Consider the following 15,755-nt stretch of genomic DNA (forward strand, 5'->3'; position numbering starts at 1 on the left):
GCCCCCGGCGCCCAAAAAGTTCGCCGGCAGGCCCTGTTTGAGGCTTAAGCTCTAGCGTTGCCGGCCCGCCGCGTCAAGGCGCCCGAGACCGCGGCCACAGCCGATCCTTGCAAAGGCGATGTGGCAATGGCGATGTGTTGGCCAGGAAATCGCGGGCGCCGGACAGGGCCGTCCGGAGCAAGTTGTAATACCACTTCTATGGCTGCGGCTGAAAACCGCAGCGGGAATCGCGCGTCAACTTGACGATGACGAAGCGACGACGTAAGACATCGGCGTTCCGCGGTGGATCCTTCGCAGAAGAAGGGTCTGCGGCGTGGGGTGCGCGTCTTGCCCTTCCGCTTTTTGTCCCAGGCCATCTCTTGTCCTGGTGCATGGCCGCGCAATTGCGCGCAAGTGGACGGTGGCCGGTCGGAGGGAAGAACCGGGACAAGGCCGCGGCGCCCCAAGTCGGGGGGAACGGATGTCGATTGAGAAACCTTGGATGAGAGGATCGAACCGTGCTTGAAGCTTACCGCCAGCATGTCGCTGAGCGTGCCGCGCTCGGAATTCCGCCCCTGCCGCTTTCGGCCAAGCAGACCGGGGAGTTGGTCGACCTCCTTCTCAATCCGCCCAAGGGCGAGGAAGACTTCCTGGTCGACCTGATCACCCACCGCGTCCCGGCGGGCGTGGACGACGCCGCGAAGGTGAAGGCCGGCTTCCTGGCCTCCCTTGCGAAGGGCACGGAGTCCTCGCCGCTGATCTCCCGCGTCAAGGCGACGGAGCTGCTGGGCACCATGCTCGGCGGCTTCAACATCAAGCCGCTGATCGACCTGCTGGAGGACGCGGAGTGCGGCGCGGCCGCCGCGGCCGGCCTGAAGACCACGCTGCTGATGTTCGACTATTTCCACGACGTCAAGGAGCTGGCCGACAAGGGCAACGCCAACGCCAAGGCGGTGATCCAGTCCTGGGCCGACGCGGAGTGGTTCACCTCCCGCCCGGCCGTTCCGGAAAGCCTGACGCTGACCATCTTCAAGGTGTCGGGCGAGACGAACACCGACGACCTGTCGCCGGCCCCGGATGCCTGGTCGCGCCCGGACATCCCGCTGCACGCGCTGGCCATGCTGAAGAACCCGCGCCCCGGCATCGTGCCGGAGGAAGCCGGCGTCCGCGGCCCGATCAAGCAGCTTGAGGATCTGAAGGCGAAGGGCAACCTGGTCGCCTACGTCGGCGACGTGGTCGGCACCGGCTCCTCGCGCAAGTCGGCCACCAACTCCGTGCTGTGGTGGACGGGCGAGGACATCCCCTACGTCCCGAACAAGCGCTTCGGCGGCGTGTGCCTCGGCTCCAAGATCGCCCCGATCTTCTACAACACGATGGAAGACGCCGGCGCCCTGCCGATCGAGCTGGACGTCTCGCAGATGGAGACGGGCGACACGGTCGAACTGCGCCCCTATGAGGGCAAGGCCCTGAAGAACGGCGCGGTCATCGCGGAGTTCACCGTCAAGTCCGACGTGATCTTCGACGAGGTGCGCGCCGGCGGCCGCATCCCGCTGATCATCGGCCGCGGCCTGACCGCCCGCGCCCGCGAGGCGCTGGGTCTCGCCCCGTCGACCCTGTTCCGCCTGCCGTCGGCCCCGGCCGACAGCGGCAAGGGCTTCTCGCTGGCCCAGAAGATGGTCGGCCGCGCCTGCGGCCTGCCGGAGGGCAAGGGCGTCCGTCCGGGCACCTACTGCGAGCCGAAGATGACCACGGTCGGCTCCCAGGATACCACCGGCCCGATGACCCGCGACGAGCTGAAGGACCTGGCCTGCCTCGGCTTCTCCGCCGACTTGGTCATGCAGTCCTTCTGCCACACCGCGGCCTACCCGAAGCTGGTGGACGTCAAGACCCACCGCGAGCTGCCGGCCTTCATCTCCACCCGCGGCGGCGTCGCGCTGCGTCCGGGCGACGGCGTCATCCACTCCTGGCTGAACCGCCTGCTGCTGCCGGACACGGTCGGCACCGGCGGCGACAGCCACACCCGCTTCCCCATCGGCATCAGCTTCCCGGCCGGCTCGGGCCTCGTCGCCTTCGCCGCCGCGACCGGCGTCATGCCGCTGGACATGCCGGAGTCGGTGCTGGTCCGCTTCAAGGGCGAGTTGCAGCCGGGCGTCACGCTGCGTGACCTCGTCAACGCGATCCCGCTCTACGCCATCCGCCAGGGCCTGCTGACGGTGGAGAAGAAGGGCAAGAAGAACATCTTCTCCGGCCGCATCCTGGAGATCGAGGGTCTGCCCGACCTGAAGGTGGAGCAGGCGTTCGAGCTGTCCGACGCCTCGGCCGAGCGTTCCGCCGCCGCCTGCACGGTGCGGCTGAACAAGGAGCCGATCATCGAGTACATGCGCTCCAACATCACCCTGATGAAGTGGATGATCGCGAACGGGTACGAGGACGCCCGGACGCTCGGCCGCCGCATCAAGGCGATGGAAGCCTGGATCGCCAACCCGTCCCTGCTGGAGCCGGACGCCGACGCCGAGTACGCGGCGGTGATCGACATCGATCTGGCCGACATCAAGGAGCCGATCGTCGCCTGCCCGAACGACCCGGACGACGTGAAGCTGCTGTCCGAGGTCGCCGGCGACACGATCGACGAGGTCTTCATCGGCTCCTGCATGACCAACATCGGCCACTTCCGCGCGGCCGGCAAGATCCTGGACGGCAAGAGCGACATCCCGACCCGCCTGTGGATCGCCCCGCCGACCAAGATGGACGCCCAGATCCTGACCGAGGAAGGCTATTACGGCGTTCTCGGCAAGTCGGGCGCCCGCATGGAGATGCCGGGCTGTTCGCTGTGCATGGGCAACCAGGCGCAGATCCGCAAGGGCTCCACGGCCATCTCCACCTCGACCCGCAACTTCCCCAACCGCCTGGGCATCGACACCCGCGTCTATCTCGGCTCCGCCGAGCTGTCCGCCGTCGCCGCCCTGCTGGGCAAGCTCCCGACCCCGGCCGAGTACCTGGAGCGCGTGACCGTCGTCAACCAGAAGGCCGGCGACATCTACCGCTACATGAACTTCGACCAGATCAAGGACTTCCAGGAAGTCGCGGATACGGTTGCGGCGTAACGGAGACCTGCGCCCTTTCCCCTCCCCTCGCGCAAGCGGGGGGAGGGGGGAGGAGGGCGGGTGCGTGCGCGTTTGTTGAAGAGAACAGCCCCGCCGGAGCGATCCGGCGGGGCTGTTCTCTTATATGGTCAAGCTCGTTAGTTTTAGCTATTATACTCAGAACAGCAATTTGAGATATTCAATCCTTAACTGCAACAACGAAGATCCATACAATCTTCCAGTAAGAGAATGCGCCATGAAAATATTTATTAGTTACAGCCACAAGGACAGACTTTTTTTCGACGATCTCTGCACTCACCTTAAGGCTGCAACTCGTCTATTTCCTGATATCAAGTCATGGGAAGACACACAAATCCGCGCAGGAGAGGAATGGCGCCATGCGATCAAATCGGAGCTCAATGCAGCAGAGATCATTCTTCTTTTAGTCTCACCTGATTTTATGGCATCAAAATTCATTTGGGACGAAGAGTTGACACCGGCATTGAAACGACAGCAATTAAGAGATTGCGTCGTAGCTCCCATTATCCTCCGCTCTACTCCGTTCTGGCAAGAAAGCGCGTTCGGCCATCTTCAAGCGTTGCCCACGGGCGGCAAACATGTCAAGTCATGGGCAGATCAAGACGAAGCCTGGACCGATGTTGTAGAAGGAATATGCAATTTAGCAAAAGATAAAAGAATTCAGCAACACCAGAACGCAAGCAAAACTTCTTCAGATCCCTTGCTATCTTCAGTTCAAGATTTACGCTTATTTTCTTCTGAGGAAATGAGAAGCCGTGTAGCTAACATATGCGCACGAATGCGCTCTTTTGAAGCAGCCGCGCGAGACGTTTCGAGAGGAATATTTTTCAACGAATCTCTCAGTTTTGAAGAACACTGCAGAAAGATGTCTGCAATTTCAAATGAACACAACAATAGATGGAGATCAGAGCTGTGCCCTGAAGCCGTCTCTCTATGGAATGAGCTGAGACGGCGTCTTTATGGCCCACCACCATATCCCGATGACCATCGTACTAGAGCCCTAAACCATGGCATGCTCGCGGGAGTAGCGCCGTTACATGAAAGCGCTTTGGTGCTTGAAGAATTAGCACGTCGCCTGCCCTGATTCGTAGGTTGGGTGAAGGCGCAGCCGGAACCCAACATACGTTGCATAACGATGGTGTTGGGTTGCGCTGCGCTCCACCCAACCTACGATTTACTTCGTCGCTCAACCATTCCCCGCCAAATACGCCCTCGGTGCGGCGCCCAGGGTGCGCTTGAACATCGTCGTGAAGGCGGCGGGATTGTCGTAGCCGAGGTCCAGGGCCACGGTCGTGACCGGGGTTCCGGCGACCAGACGCGGCAGGGCGGAGACGAGACAGGCCTGTTGGCGCCATGCGACGAAGCTGAGGCCGGTTTCGCGGCGGAACAGGCGGGTGAAGGTACGGCGGCTCATGCCGAGGTCGGCGCTCCAGTCCTCGATGGTCGCGCGGATCGTCGGTTCCTGGAGGAAGCGGCGGCAGCGCGCGGCCAGCGCCGCGTGGGCGGGAAAGGGCAGCGATAGCGGCTGCGCCGGCAGGCGCCGCATCTCGTGCTGGAGCAGGGCCATCACCGCGCCGTCGTGGCTGTCCGGCGCGTAGTCCACGGGGATGTCGAGGGCGCGGGCGATCAGGCCGCGGACGAAGGGCGACAGTTCGACGACCTCGCAGCGGGCGGGCATGGCGTCAGCCAAGGCGGGGTCCAGGTACAGGCTCTGGGTGGTGACCGCGCCGATCATGCGGACCTCGTGGAGGACGCCGGGTGGGATCCACAGGCCGCAGTGCGGCGGCATCACCCAGCGGCCCTGCGCCGTGGACAGGACGAGTGTGCCCGTCGCGCCCGAGATCAGCTGTCCGCGCCGGTGCGAATGGGCAGCCAGCCAGCCGCCGTCCTCGTAGTCGTGCCCCAGGGCGATCAGCGGGCTGGGGCACCCCTCGACCTCGTTGATGCGGACGTTCCGGACCATGGCCCAGTCTCGTAGGAAATCGACCTGACCGCGGTGGCAGGCCCTTGCGGCGCACCATAGGCTTGCGGTGGTTTCCAAGCAACGCAGCGTCTCGCCGGAAAGCCCGGCGGGCGTCAGAGAGGGTCCTTTTCGTGACCGACACCACCTTAAGCCGGCCAAGGGCCAGCGCGACCGCCCTTCCCGTCCTCGGCGCGATCAGCGTCTGCCACCTGCTGAACGACATGGTCCAGTCGCTGCTGCCGGCGATCTATCCCATCCTGAAGGGCGGCTTCGACCTCAGCTTCGCGCAGGTCGGCTTGCTGACGCTGACCTACCAGATCACGGCGTCGCTCCTGCAACCGCTCATCGGGCTCTTCACCGACCGCCGGCCGCTGCCCTATTCGCTGGCCGCCGGCATGGGGGCGTCGCTGCTCGGGCTGGTCACGCTGGCCTTCGCGCCGAACTTCCCGGCGCTGGTGGCCGGGGGGATGCTGCTGGGCCTGGGCTCGTCGGTGTTCCACCCCGAGGCCTCGCGCATCGCGCGGCTGGCGTCGGGCGGGGCGCACGGGCTGGCGCAGTCGCTGTTCCAGGTCGGCGGGAACGCCGGGTCCGCGCTCGGCCCGCTGCTCGCCGCCTACGTCATCCTGCCGCGCGGGCAGGACAGCCTCGCTTGGTTCGCCCTGGCTGCGCTGGGCGGCATGGCCATCCTGACCGCGCTTGGCCGCTGGTACGAGCGCAACGGCCACGCCCGCCCGGCGCGACGCGGGGCCGCGCTGCACCGCGAGGGGCTGAGCCGTGGGCAGGTCGGCCGGGCGGTGGCGGTGCTGATCGCCCTGATCCTGTCCAAATACGTGTATCTGGCGGGCATCACCAGCTACTACACCTTCTACCTGATGGAGCGCTTCGCCCTTCCGGCCGACACGGCGCAGCTCTGCCTGTTCGTCTTCCTGGCGGCGGTCGCCACCGGCACGGTGATCGGCGGTCCTATCGGCGACCGGATCGGCCGCAAGACGGTGATCTGGGTGTCCATCCTCGGCATCCTGCCCTTCACGCTGCTGCTGCCCCACGTCGGGCTGACGGCGACGGTGGTGCTGAGCGCGGTCATCGGGCTGGCCCTGGCCTCGGCCTTTCCCGCCATCGTGGTCTACGCGCAGGAGCTGATGCCCGGCCGGGTCGGCATGATCTCCGGCCTGTTCTTCGGCCTGGCCTTCGGCATCGGCGGAATCGGCGCCGCAGGGCTGGGCGTCGTCGCCGACCGCATGGGCATCGCCTTCGTCTATCAGGCCTGCGCGTTCCTGCCCCTGCTCGGCCTGCTCGCCGTCTTTCTGCCGAACGTCCCGCCGAAGGACGTGGGCCGATAGCCGTGTCGCGGTGGCGGCATCCTCCACCATCCGGGAAAATTCGGATGCGCCATCGACGGCCCCACCCTCGCCGTCCAACATTGCTTCAAACAAAACAGGGAGGCGACCATGGCGACGGCAGCATCGGCGATGATCTTCGAGAACCCGGCGAACGGCCAACGGGAGGCGGTGTCCAACCGCGACGGCGTCCGGGCCTTCTTCGGCGGTCCGTTCTACTTCGCCATGAAGGGCGAGTGGATGCACGCGGCGATCCACGCCGTGCTGACGGTCATCGGTCTTCTGCTGTGGCCCAGCGGGATCCTGATGGTGCTCGGCGCTTGGTTCGGCTACGCCTGCGCGACGCCGACCATTCTGGAATCGCGCTTCCAGCGGTTGGGGTGGCGGAAGGTTGCGGGGTGATGAGGGGCGTTGTCGCGTTGGGCCCCCACCCTAACCCTCCCCCATCTTCGACGGGGGAGGGAACTCCGCCGCATGACGCAAAACCTCCGCGACGCACGCCTCGACCGAACGGCCGGCGGTGTCGATGACGAGGAACGGCCGGTCCCAGGGCTCGTAGTCACGGCCGGTCACCTCCGCCCAGCTGGGCAGGCGGAAGCCGTCGATGTCGGGTCGGCGGGTCTCGACGCGGTGGCGGTGCTCCTGGGGGTCGGAGCAGACGACCTCCACCTCGACCAGCCGCGCGCCGGCCCGTTCCGCCGTCGCGCGCCACGCCTCGCGGGTGGCCCGGACCGGGTTGACGCAGTCCGCGATCACCCGGTTGCCGAGCCGGAGGTTGTCCGCCGCCACCCCATAGGCCACCACATACCCATGCGGCCCAACCTCGGCGTCGGCACCGCCGCGCAGCGCGTGCTCGATGGTGTCGATCCGCAGGTGGAGCGCCCCCAGCCGCGTCGCCAGCGCGCGGGCGATGGTCGTCTTGCCGGTTCCGGGAAGCCCGCCCAGAACGATCAACATGCCGTGCCTCACCCGGCCGCGCCGAACTCCGCGGCGGTCAGCACCAGGACGCCGTCCTCGTCGGCGAAGACGAGGTCGCCGGGGGACACGCGGATGCCGGCGATGGTCACGGGCAGGTCGCGCTGCCCCTCGCCGTTGCGCACGGTCTTGCGCGGGATCGCGGCCAGCGCCTTGATGCCCAGGTCCAGGGTGGCGAGCACCGCGGCGTCGCGGACGCAGCCGTGGATGACCACGCCTTCCCATCCGTTCTTCACCGCGTCCTTGGCGATCAGGTCGCCCATCAGGGCGGCGCGCAGGCTGCCGCCGCCGTCCACCACCAGCACCTTTCCCCGGCCCGGCGTGCCCAGCGTCTCCTTGACACGGGAGTTGTCCTCGAAGCACTTGATGGTCACCGCCTCGCCGGCGAACTTGCGGCGTGCGCCGAAGTCGCGGAAGACCGGGTCGGCGACGCGGGCGGTCTTCTCGAAGCGGTCGTAGAGGTCGCAGGTGCTGTCGAACGCGGTCATGCGATTTCGCTCCCCAAGCGGAGTTCGGTTGTGTTTGCGGGGAGCATAATCCACCGACCGTAGGGGTCAATCCTCCGCGGCGTCCACTGCACCCGTGCTGGTGCGTTCCAGGATCGCGTGGCGGCGGAAGCGGTGGAGTTCGGCGGGGCGCCCGCCGGTCTGGCTTTCGAACCGGCCGGTCGGCTCCACGAGGCCGCCGGAGATCATCAGGCGGCGGAAGTTCTGCTTGTGCAGCCGCTCGCCGGACAGCGCCTCCACCACCTGCTGGAGCTGGTTCAGGGTGAAGGTGGAGGGCAGAAGCTCGAAGACGATGGGACGGTACTTCAGCTTGCCGCGCAGCCTCTCAAGCGCCGTCGCCAGGATGCGGCGCCCGTCGCGCGCCATCGGGCGGCCGAGCGCGCGCGGCATCTCCAGGCGGGCCGATGCGGTCTCCACCCCGGCGCGGCGCGCGAGGTCGTGGTCGCGGAAGGCCTCCACCACCAGCCCGGCCTCGTACAGAAGCTCGTACCGCTCCAGCACCCGTTCCGAATCCCACGGCGCCCCGTCCAGCGCGAAGGCCATGCCCGCGCGTTCGCCCCGGCGGGCGCGGGAGGGCTCGTCGGGGGCGGCCGCGACCCAGCGGGCCAGCGCCGGGCGGATCACCGAGTCGAGCAGATGAGGCCTTTCGTCGCGCCAGTCCTCCCAGGGGAAGAAGTCGTAGAGGTCGCGCCATTCCGCCCCCGCTTCGCCGTCCCCCATGCGCAACGGGGCCTCGCGCACCAGCGCCAGATAGCCCACCACCAGGGAGCGCGCGCCGCCGAACAGCTCGTGCGGGTCGCGGTAACGGTCGCCGAAGCTGTAGAGCTGCTCCACATAGCGCAGGGCCAGCCCCGCCCGGCCTTCCGCCACCGCGCGCACGCCGTCCTGGAGCGTGCGGAACTGCCGCGGGTCGAAGGGCGCGCCGGGCAGGGAGTCGCGGTGCGGCAGGGGCTCGTCGCCGCGGCGGTGCGACTCGGGGATCTCGAAACCGCTGCGCACGGTCACGACGCGCGGCACGGCGCCGGCGGCGGACGCCCCGTTCACCGCGACAATGGCCACCGCCAACCCCACCTGTGTCCCGTCCGCCACGCGCCGCACCACCCCCTGTTGAGCCGTCCCGGCAAGATAGGCGCGGCGGGCGCGCAAATCACCGGTCATCGCGCCGCATGGGGTCCGTTCCGGCCCGGATAAGGCGTCCATGATACTTTTGTGACTCCCCTCGGGCGCCGGGAATGATACATGACGCGCGACACAGGCCCGCGCCTCCTCCGCCACCACACCGATCTGATCCCCATGGAAGCCGCAACCCTCGCCCTGCCCATCGTCGTCGGGCTGATCGGCGTCGCCCTCCTCTTCGACTTCCTGAACGGCCTGCACGACGCGGCCAACTCCATCGCCACCGTGGTCTCCACCCGCGTGCTGAAGCCGCAGGCCGCGGTGGCGATGGCCGCCTTCTTCAACTTCATCGCCTTCCTGTTCTTCGGCCTGCATGTGGCGACGACCATCGGCACCGGCATCGTCGGCGGTGGGGTCGTGGACGCCAACGTGATCTTCGGCGCGCTGATGGGGGCGATCGTCTGGAACCTGATCACCTGGTGGCTGGGCATCCCGTCCAGCTCCTCCCACGCGCTGATCGGCGGGCTGGTCGGCGCCGGCGTGGCGAAGGCCGGCTGGGGGGCGGTGGTCGTCTCCGGCCTGGCCAAGACCGCCTCCGCCATCGTGCTGTCCCCCGTCGTCGGCTTCGTCCTGGCGAGCATCATGATGATCGCCGTCTCCTGGGGTTTCCGGCGCAGGGCGCCCTTCGCGGTGGACCGGCTGTTCCGGCACCTGCAGATCGTCTCCGCCTCGCTCTACAGCCTGGGGCACGGCGGCAACGACGCGCAGAAGACCATGGGGATCATCGCCGTGCTGCTCTATTCCCAGGGCATGCTGGGGGCGGAGTTCTACGTGCCCTTCTGGGTGGTGCTGAGCTGCCAGGCCTGCATGGGGCTGGGCACGCTGTTCGGCGGCTGGCGCATCGTGAAGACCATGGGGTCGAAGCTGACGGAGCTGAAGCCGGTCCAGGGCTCCTGCGCGGAGACGGGCGGCGCCCTCACGCTGTTCGCCGCGACCTGGCTGGGCGTGCCGGTCAGCACGACCCACACCATCACCGGCGCCATCATCGGCGTCGGCGCCACCCGCCGCACCAGCGCGGTGCGCTGGGGCCTGGCGCACGGCATCGTCATCGCCTGGGTCGTCACGCTGCCGGCGACGGCGCTGGTCGGCGCCCTGTTCTACGAGGTCTCGCTGCTCCTCTGGTGAGGGGCAGCACTGAACAAGGGGTGCAAACGAAAAGGGCGGCCAGACGGCCGCCCTTTTTCGGTGTCCTCCGTGACTGGAGCGGGCGAAGGGATTCGAACCCTCGACCCCAACCTTGGCAAGGTTGTGCTCTACCCCTGAGCTACGCCCGCGCCGCTCCGTCGGAGGAGCGCCCGTATACCCGCTGGCGCTCACGCTGGCAAGGACCTTTTGACAGGACGCATCATTTTTCCATCGAAACGAGGAGCCATTGACGTGAGGATCCATTGAAATGAGGACTGCCGCCGTGCCGACGCCGCCCGACGCGGAGTGGAGCCGCGCGATCGACTCCCTGGTCTTCACCCCGGACGGGCACCGGGGACGGTGCGTGGTGCACCGGCTGGCCTTCCGCGCGCTGCTCGGCCTTCGGCAGCCGGAACCGGCCGATGGGCTCGCCCATTTCGCCGCGCACCGTGCCGCCTACCAGCGGGCCGCGGCGCGGAAGATCGTCGACCGCGGCTTGCCCCCCGACGCCAGCCTCCACCTGACCAGCCGGGCGGTTCAGCGGGCGTTGGAGGAGACCGCTTCGGCGTGAAGGAGCAGGGCGGTCTCCGGCCGCTGCTCCGGCAGCAGGATGCCGGTCTGCCGCAGCAGCGCGCCGGAGGACACCAGCCCCTCCCCCGTCAGCCGCCTCTGCGCGTCGGAGGGGGCGTAGCCCCGCACCGCCTGCGGCCCGGGCAGGGTCAGCCGGTAGAGCTGTGCGTCGTCCAGCCCCGGCAGGGTCAGCGGGGCCGGGATGGCGGCCGACGGGCTGGTCCGCTGCGCGACGAGGTAGACGGCCTCGCCGCCGTCCGGGGCGACCACCCCCTGTACGCGCCGCCCGTCCAGCTCCGGCCCGGCGTGGTGCAGGCCGCCGTGCAGCAAGGGGCGCAACCGCTTGTGCAGGGCGATCCACTCCGCCAGCTCCGCCGCCTGATCGGGCGGCAGGGAGAGCGGGTCAAGCTCCACCCCCATGTGCCCGAACAGGGCGACGGCGGCGCGGAAGCCCAGGCTGTGGCGCCGGCCGGTCTGGTGGTTGGGGCTGGCGGACACATGCGCGCCCATGATCTCCGGCGGCAGGAAACGCAGGAAGCCGCGCTGGATGTCCAGCCGCTCCAGCGCGTCGGTGCAGTCGGACGGCCAGACGCGCAGCGCGCGGCCCAGAATGCCGAGGTCGGACCGCCCGCCGCCCGACGCGCAGCTTTCGATCTCCAGCGCCGGGTGCGCCGCCCGCAGACGGTCCATCAGCGCGTAGACGGCCAGCGCCTGACGCCGGTAGGCCGGTCGGCCGGCGGCGTCGCCGGCGTCCGTCAGGTCGCGGTTCATGTCCCATTTCAAGTAGGCGATCGGCGCCTCGCGCAGCTGGCGGTCGATGGCCTCGAACAGGTACTCCGTCACCTCCGGCCGGGTGAGGTCGAGGACGAGCTGGCGGCGCGAGGTCACCGGATCGCGTCCGCGGACGCCCAGGGCCCAGTCGGGGTGCGCGCGGAGCAGGTCGCTGTCCGGGTTGACCATCTCCGGCTCGACCCACAGGCCGAACTCCATGCCCAACTCGTTCACGCGGCGGGCCAGGGGCGCCAAGCCGTTGGGGAAGATGGCCGGGTCAGGCGTCCAGTCGCCGAGCCCGGCGCGGTCGCTGCGCCGGCCGCGGAACCAGCCGTCGTCCAGCACGAACCGCTCCGCCCCCAGCCGTGCCGCCGCCTCCGCCTGCTGCATCAGGCGGGCCTCGTCCAGCTTGAAGCCGTTGCCTTCCCAGGTGTTGAAGGTCACCGGACGCGGGCGCATGGTCCCGCCCGGCCAGCGCAGCACTTTTTGGCGCGCGTGGGCGTGGAAGCGGCGCGACAGCCCGCTCCAACCCTCGGCCGACGCTGCGGCGTGAGCGGTGGCGGTCTCCAGCCGCTCGCCCGCCCCCAGGATGACCTCGCCGGGGTGGAACAGCTCCCCCACTGTGACCAGGACGCGCCCGTCGGTCACGCGCTCCGCCGTCAGGCGGTGGCCGCCGCTCCAGCCCAGCTGGACGCCGAAGACGGTCCCGGTTTCCTCGCCGCTGCCGGGAAGGCCGGCCAGCAGGCCGGGGAAGTGGGTTTGCGTGCGGTTGCCGCGCGTCTCGATGGTCAGGGCTTCGCGGGCCAGCGGGACGCTGGTTTCCTGGAACTCCCGCGCCCAGCGCCCCTCCAGCGCGCGGAGGTCCGCCACGGCGGCGGGCAGCAGGAAGACGCCCGACGCGATGCGGTCCACCACCAGCCCCGAATCGCCCTCGTTCACCAGGACGCTGCGGCTGGTGAGGACGTCGTCGTCGCCGAGATCGAGGTGAAGCTCCAGCGACAGGCGCGCGACCGGGTCCTGGGCGACGACCACGCAGGCGCTGCCGTCCCGGCGCACCTCCCGCACGTCGAAGGCCGCGGTCCAGTCCAGGCCGCCGCGGTGGGCGACGAGGGCCGGCGTGGTCTGCACGTCCAGCCCGACCGTCGGCATCAGGGTCGCTTCGGGGACCTGCCGGTCAAGCCGGTTGTTGGGCCGGCCGGCCGCACGGACGTCGCGCAGCCACGCCCCGTCCAGCGCGTCCGGCAGGCGACTGCCCCACCAGGCGATCTCCGGCAGCCCACGGGCGTGTCGGAGCAAAAGCAGCGTCGTCCCCGGCCCGTCGAGCCGCAGGATCTCGGGCGCAGGGGGCGCCGCACCGTCGGGAGTCGATCCCGCAGCGACACGAGGCCGCAGCCCCGCCAGAGTCGTTGCGGCGGCGACGCCGGCAAGCAGGCGGCGCCGGGCAATGCCGGCTCGGGTCCCGCTTCGCCCCCCGGTTCGCTGTCCCATCCTCCCATCCTTCCGCGGTTTCGGGGAGGAAGGGAGGTGTCGCCGAAAGCGGGCGGCGGCAAGGCGCCGGGTCGTCAGCCCGACTTGCGGCTCAGTTCACCAGGGCGGGAAAGGAGGTGCCGGCGGTGCGGAAATAGTTCAGCACATAGACGCGCACGCTGGTGGCGAAGGGGATGCCCTGGGTGCGGCTGGCGTCGATGTCCGCGCACAGCGCCTCCACCGACTTGCCCTCGCGCTGGGCGATGTCCTTCAGACCGTCCCAGATCGTCGCCTCCAGGCGCAGGCTGGCCCGGCGACCGCCGAGCGACACCGAGCGCGAGACCACGACGGGCTGCGCGGAGAGGGAGCTGAGGTCGGCCATCTCGTCGAGGGCGCGGGGAATGCGGCGGTCCATCTTCATGGGAACGGTCCTGTCTCGGCCTGGCGCCGGGCGGCGCCGAATGCCGAATTTTTACCCCTGGCACCACCTCTCGCTGTGTGAAGAACTTCACAGTGCGGACCGTCGCCAGGGTCCAAAGCTGTGGCATACCGCGGTATTCACGCCATCCCGGCGCGGCCTCTGCGGCGGGGGACCGGGCCGGCCCGGCCTGGGCATCCTCCACCGTTCGTGGTACGCCCTTCACCTTCAGCCGAAGCGGATCGCCGTCCCGGCGCGCCCTTTCCCGAGCCTCTTCCATGCCATTCGAGCGCAAACGGACAGCCATGGACCTCCGCACAAGCACCGAGCAGGCCGTGAAGGTCCACACCACGGGCACGCACCGGATCGTCGCGCCGGAGCAGACGCTCGCCCGCGTGGCCCCTTTCCTTCCGGTCATGGGCATCACGCGCGTGGCGAACGTCACCGGGCTGGACATGGTCGGCATCCCGGTGGTGATGGTGACCCGGCCGAACTCCCGCTCCGTCTCGGTCGCGCAGGGCAAGGGCGTGACGCTGGCCGCCGCCAAGGCGTCCGGCGTCATGGAGTCGGTCGAAAGCTACCACGCGGAGCGCATCACCCTGCCGCTGAAGTACGGCAGCTATGAGGAGCTGCGCTGGTCCCACCCGATCGTGGACGTGCAGCGCTTGCCCAGGCTCGCCTCCGGCTTCACCCCGCACACGCCGATGCTGTGGGTGGAGGGGACGGACCTGCTGGGCGGCGGCCCGAAATGGGTGCCGTTCGAGATGGTGCACCTGAACTTCACGCTGCCCCTGCCGCCGGGATCGGGCAGCTTCGTCGCGGGGTCGAACGGGCTGGCCTCGGGCAACTCGCTGGCGGAGGCCATCGGCCACGCGATCACCGAGTTGGTGGAGCGCGACGGCGCCACCCTGTGGCGCCTGCGCGGCCTGGAGGCGCAGGAGGCGACGCGCATCGACCCGGCCACGGTCGCGGACCCGGTCTGCGCGTCCCTGCTCGACCGGTTCGACGCGGCGGGCGTGGACGTCGGCCTGTGGGAGATCACCAGCGACATCGGCCTTCCGGCCTTCCTCTGCCGCATCGTGACGCGGGAGGACGCGCCGCAGCAGTCCATCCGGCCGGCGCTGGGCATGGGCTGCCACGCGGCGCGCGAAGTCGCGCTGTCCCGCGCCCTGACCGAGGCGGCGCAGAGCCGCCTGACCTTCATCGCCGGGGCCCGCGACGACATGCCCCGCGCCGAATACGAACGCCACCTCGACCCGGTCCAGCACGAGCGCTGGAAGAGGCGCATCACCGAAGACACGGGCGTGCGCGACTTCGCAACCGTCCCCACCTTCTCCGGCCGCACCATCGAGGACGACCTCGCCCACCAGCTCGACCGGCTGCGCGCCGTCGGCATCGAGGAGGTGGTGGCCGTGGACCTGACCAAGCCGGAGTTCGGCATCCCCGTGGCCCGCGTCGTCATCCCCGGCCTGGAGGGGATCGACGAGTCGCCGGACTACCTGCTGGGCGCGCGGGCGCGCGCTGTTATCGACCTGGGCGCCGGAGAGGAATCATGAGCACGAGCGGCCTGTACGTCTTCCTCGGCCCCACCCTGCCCCGCGCGGAGGCCGCGCGCGACCTGGACGCGGCCTACCTGCCGCCGGTGGCCCAGGGCGACATCATCCGCCTGTGCGCGCGCAAGCCGCGCGCCATCGGGATCGTGGACGGCTTCTTCGAGAACATCCCCTCGGTCTGGCACAAGGAGATCCTGCACGCCATCGACCAGGGCGTGGCGGTGTTCGGCGCGTCCAGCATGGGGGCGCTGCGCGCGGCGGAGTTGCACCCCTTCGGCATGATCGGGGTCGGCGCCATCTTCGAGGCCTTCCGCGACGGGCGGCTGGAGGACGACGACGAGGTCGCGGTGATCCACGGCCCGGCCGAGCTTGGCTACCCGAGCCTGTCGGAGGCGATGGTCAACATCCGCCGCACCCTGGCCGACGCGGTCGCCGACGACGTCATCCCGGCCGCCACCGCCCGGCAGCTGGAGGGCATCGCCAAGGCCCTGCCCTACCGCGACCGCGGCTATGGGCGGGTGCTGCGGCTGGCTGCCGACCAGGGCGTGCCGGAGGAGGAGCTGGCCGACCTGAAGCTGTGGCTGCCCAACGGCCGCTTCGACCAGAAGCGTGACGACGCGCGGGAGATGCTGCGCGTCATGCGCCGCTGGGCGGCCCAGGGGGTGGCGGCGCCGGAGGCGCGCTTCCACTTCGAGCGCACCGTCCTGTGGGACCGGGCCGTCCGCGACGCGGCATCGCTCGCCGACCGGGAGCGCTTGGGGTAGAGTGACGGGCGAGAGCGACCGCGCGCCCC

14 protein-coding genes and 1 tRNA gene are annotated in these 15,755 nt (G+C 69.1%); 8 read left to right on the forward strand and 7 right to left on the reverse strand.

The window, feature by feature from the left end:
- The first annotated feature begins 497 nt into the window (after positions 1–497).
- Positions 498–3,083 (forward strand): bifunctional aconitate hydratase 2/2-methylisocitrate dehydratase, encoded by a 2,586-nt coding sequence (gene acnB / locus J2851_RS06565; protein ID WP_209765108.1) that lies wholly within the window; start codon positions 498–500, stop codon positions 3,081–3,083.
- 124 nt (positions 3,084–3,207) lie between these two features.
- Complete coding sequence (locus J2851_RS06570; RefSeq protein WP_209765109.1) at positions 3,208–4,185, forward strand: toll/interleukin-1 receptor domain-containing protein; 978 nt, start codon at positions 3,208–3,210, stop codon at positions 4,183–4,185.
- A 102-nt stretch (positions 4,186–4,287) separates the two neighbouring features.
- Here J2851_RS06570 and J2851_RS06575 read toward each other — a convergent pair whose 3' ends face one another.
- A complete protein-coding gene (locus J2851_RS06575; protein WP_209765110.1) occupies positions 4,288–5,064 on the reverse strand; it encodes an AraC family transcriptional regulator in 777 nt (258 codons plus the stop codon).
- Between the two features lie 131 nt (positions 5,065–5,195).
- Here J2851_RS06575 and J2851_RS06580 point away from each other — a divergent pair, with 131 nt between their 5' ends.
- Both J2851_RS06580 and J2851_RS06585 read left to right on the forward strand, forming a co-directional pair.
- Positions 5,196–6,404 (forward strand): MFS transporter, encoded by a 1,209-nt coding sequence (locus tag J2851_RS06580; protein ID WP_209765111.1) that lies wholly within the window; start codon positions 5,196–5,198, stop codon positions 6,402–6,404.
- Positions 6,405–6,512: 108 nt separating this feature from the next.
- Positions 6,513–6,803 (forward strand): hypothetical protein, encoded by a 291-nt coding sequence (locus J2851_RS06585; RefSeq protein WP_209765112.1) that lies wholly within the window; start codon positions 6,513–6,515, stop codon positions 6,801–6,803.
- Between the two features lie 30 nt (positions 6,804–6,833).
- On the opposite strand, the gene J2851_RS06590 is transcribed toward J2851_RS06585, so the two are convergent.
- The 3 genes from J2851_RS06590 to J2851_RS06600 all read right to left on the reverse strand — a co-directional run bounded on the left by J2851_RS06590 (position 6,834) and on the right by J2851_RS06600 (position 9,040).
- Entirely contained in the window at positions 6,834–7,358 is a 525-nt protein-coding gene (locus J2851_RS06590) for a P-loop nucleotide/nucleoside kinase family protein (protein ID WP_209765113.1), read from the reverse strand.
- 8 nt (positions 7,359–7,366) lie between these two features.
- Positions 7,367–7,864, reverse strand: a complete 498-nt coding sequence (gene rraA, locus J2851_RS06595) for a ribonuclease E activity regulator RraA (protein WP_209765115.1) — start codon at positions 7,862–7,864, stop codon at positions 7,367–7,369.
- A 66-nt stretch (positions 7,865–7,930) separates the two neighbouring features.
- Positions 7,931–9,040, reverse strand: coding sequence for an NUDIX hydrolase (locus J2851_RS06600; protein ID WP_246500473.1), 1,110 nt, complete (start codon positions 9,038–9,040; stop codon positions 7,931–7,933).
- Between the two features lie 81 nt (positions 9,041–9,121).
- On the opposite strand from J2851_RS06600, the gene J2851_RS06605 reads away from it, so the two are divergent.
- Positions 9,122–10,183: an inorganic phosphate transporter gene (locus J2851_RS06605; protein WP_417281613.1), complete on the forward strand. Its 1,062-nt coding sequence runs from the start codon at positions 9,122–9,124 to the stop codon at positions 10,181–10,183.
- A gap of 74 nt (positions 10,184–10,257) precedes the next feature.
- Here the strand turns inward: J2851_RS06605 and J2851_RS06610 are convergent.
- Positions 10,258–10,332 (reverse strand) — tRNA-Gly (locus tag J2851_RS06610).
- A 119-nt stretch (positions 10,333–10,451) separates the two neighbouring features.
- Between J2851_RS06610 and J2851_RS06615 the strand changes: the two genes are divergently transcribed.
- On the forward strand, positions 10,452–10,754 hold the full coding sequence (locus J2851_RS06615) for a DUF1488 family protein (RefSeq protein WP_209765117.1): 303 nt from the start codon (positions 10,452–10,454) through the stop codon (positions 10,752–10,754).
- Here J2851_RS06615 and J2851_RS06620 read toward each other — a convergent pair.
- Together J2851_RS06620 and J2851_RS06625 are read right to left on the reverse strand one after the other, a co-directional pair.
- The gene (locus tag J2851_RS06620) at positions 10,721–13,012 is read right to left on the reverse strand and encodes an alpha-galactosidase (RefSeq protein WP_209765119.1); all 2,292 of its coding nucleotides are present in this window, start codon (positions 13,010–13,012) and stop codon (positions 10,721–10,723) included. The genes J2851_RS06615 and J2851_RS06620 overlap by 34 nt on opposite strands.
- A gap of 91 nt (positions 13,013–13,103) precedes the next feature.
- On the reverse strand, positions 13,104–13,412 hold the full coding sequence (locus tag J2851_RS06625) for a ribbon-helix-helix domain-containing protein (RefSeq protein WP_209765120.1): 309 nt from the start codon (positions 13,410–13,412) through the stop codon (positions 13,104–13,106).
- 302 nt (positions 13,413–13,714) lie between these two features.
- Here J2851_RS06625 and J2851_RS06630 point away from each other — a divergent pair, with 302 nt between their 5' ends.
- Together J2851_RS06630 and J2851_RS06635 are read left to right on the forward strand one after the other, a co-directional pair.
- Positions 13,715–14,965: a YcaO-like family protein gene (locus J2851_RS06630; RefSeq protein WP_246500474.1), complete on the forward strand. Its 1,251-nt coding sequence runs from the start codon at positions 13,715–13,717 to the stop codon at positions 14,963–14,965.
- Positions 14,962–15,726, forward strand: a complete 765-nt coding sequence (locus J2851_RS06635) for a TfuA-like protein (RefSeq protein WP_209765122.1) — start codon at positions 14,962–14,964, stop codon at positions 15,724–15,726. The genes J2851_RS06630 and J2851_RS06635 overlap by 4 nt, the downstream gene beginning before the upstream one ends.
- Positions 15,727–15,755: the final 29 nt, after the last annotated feature.

Origin of the sequence: Azospirillum rugosum (assembly GCF_017876155.1) — a bacterium.
Taxonomy (GTDB): domain Bacteria; phylum Pseudomonadota; class Alphaproteobacteria; order Azospirillales; family Azospirillaceae; genus Azospirillum; species Azospirillum rugosum.

Coding starts and splice junctions, on each gene's coding strand:
- J2851_RS06570 (WP_209765109.1), top strand. CDS start 3,208: ATGGTCAAGCTCGTTAGTTTTAGCTATTATACTCAGAACAGCAATTTG.
- J2851_RS06575 (WP_209765110.1), bottom strand. CDS start 5,064: ATGGTCCGGAACGTCCGCATCAACGAGGTCGAGGGGTGCCCCAGCCCG.
- J2851_RS06585 (WP_209765112.1), top strand. CDS start 6,513: ATGGCGACGGCAGCATCGGCGATGATCTTCGAGAACCCGGCGAACGGC.
- J2851_RS06590 (WP_209765113.1), bottom strand. CDS start 7,358: ATGTTGATCGTTCTGGGCGGGCTTCCCGGAACCGGCAAGACGACCATC.
- rraA (WP_209765115.1), bottom strand. CDS start 7,864: ATGACCGCGTTCGACAGCACCTGCGACCTCTACGACCGCTTCGAGAAG.
- J2851_RS06600 (WP_246500473.1), bottom strand. CDS start 9,040: ATGACCGGTGATTTGCGCGCCCGCCGCGCCTATCTTGCCGGGACGGCT.
- J2851_RS06605 (WP_417281613.1), top strand. CDS start 9,122: ATGACGCGCGACACAGGCCCGCGCCTCCTCCGCCACCACACCGATCTG.
- J2851_RS06615 (WP_209765117.1), top strand. CDS start 10,452: ATGAGGACTGCCGCCGTGCCGACGCCGCCCGACGCGGAGTGGAGCCGC.
- J2851_RS06620 (WP_209765119.1), bottom strand. CDS start 13,012: ATGGGACAGCGAACCGGGGGGCGAAGCGGGACCCGAGCCGGCATTGCC.
- J2851_RS06625 (WP_209765120.1), bottom strand. CDS start 13,412: ATGAAGATGGACCGCCGCATTCCCCGCGCCCTCGACGAGATGGCCGAC.
- J2851_RS06630 (WP_246500474.1), top strand. CDS start 13,715: ATGGACCTCCGCACAAGCACCGAGCAGGCCGTGAAGGTCCACACCACG.
- J2851_RS06635 (WP_209765122.1), top strand. CDS start 14,962: ATGAGCACGAGCGGCCTGTACGTCTTCCTCGGCCCCACCCTGCCCCGC.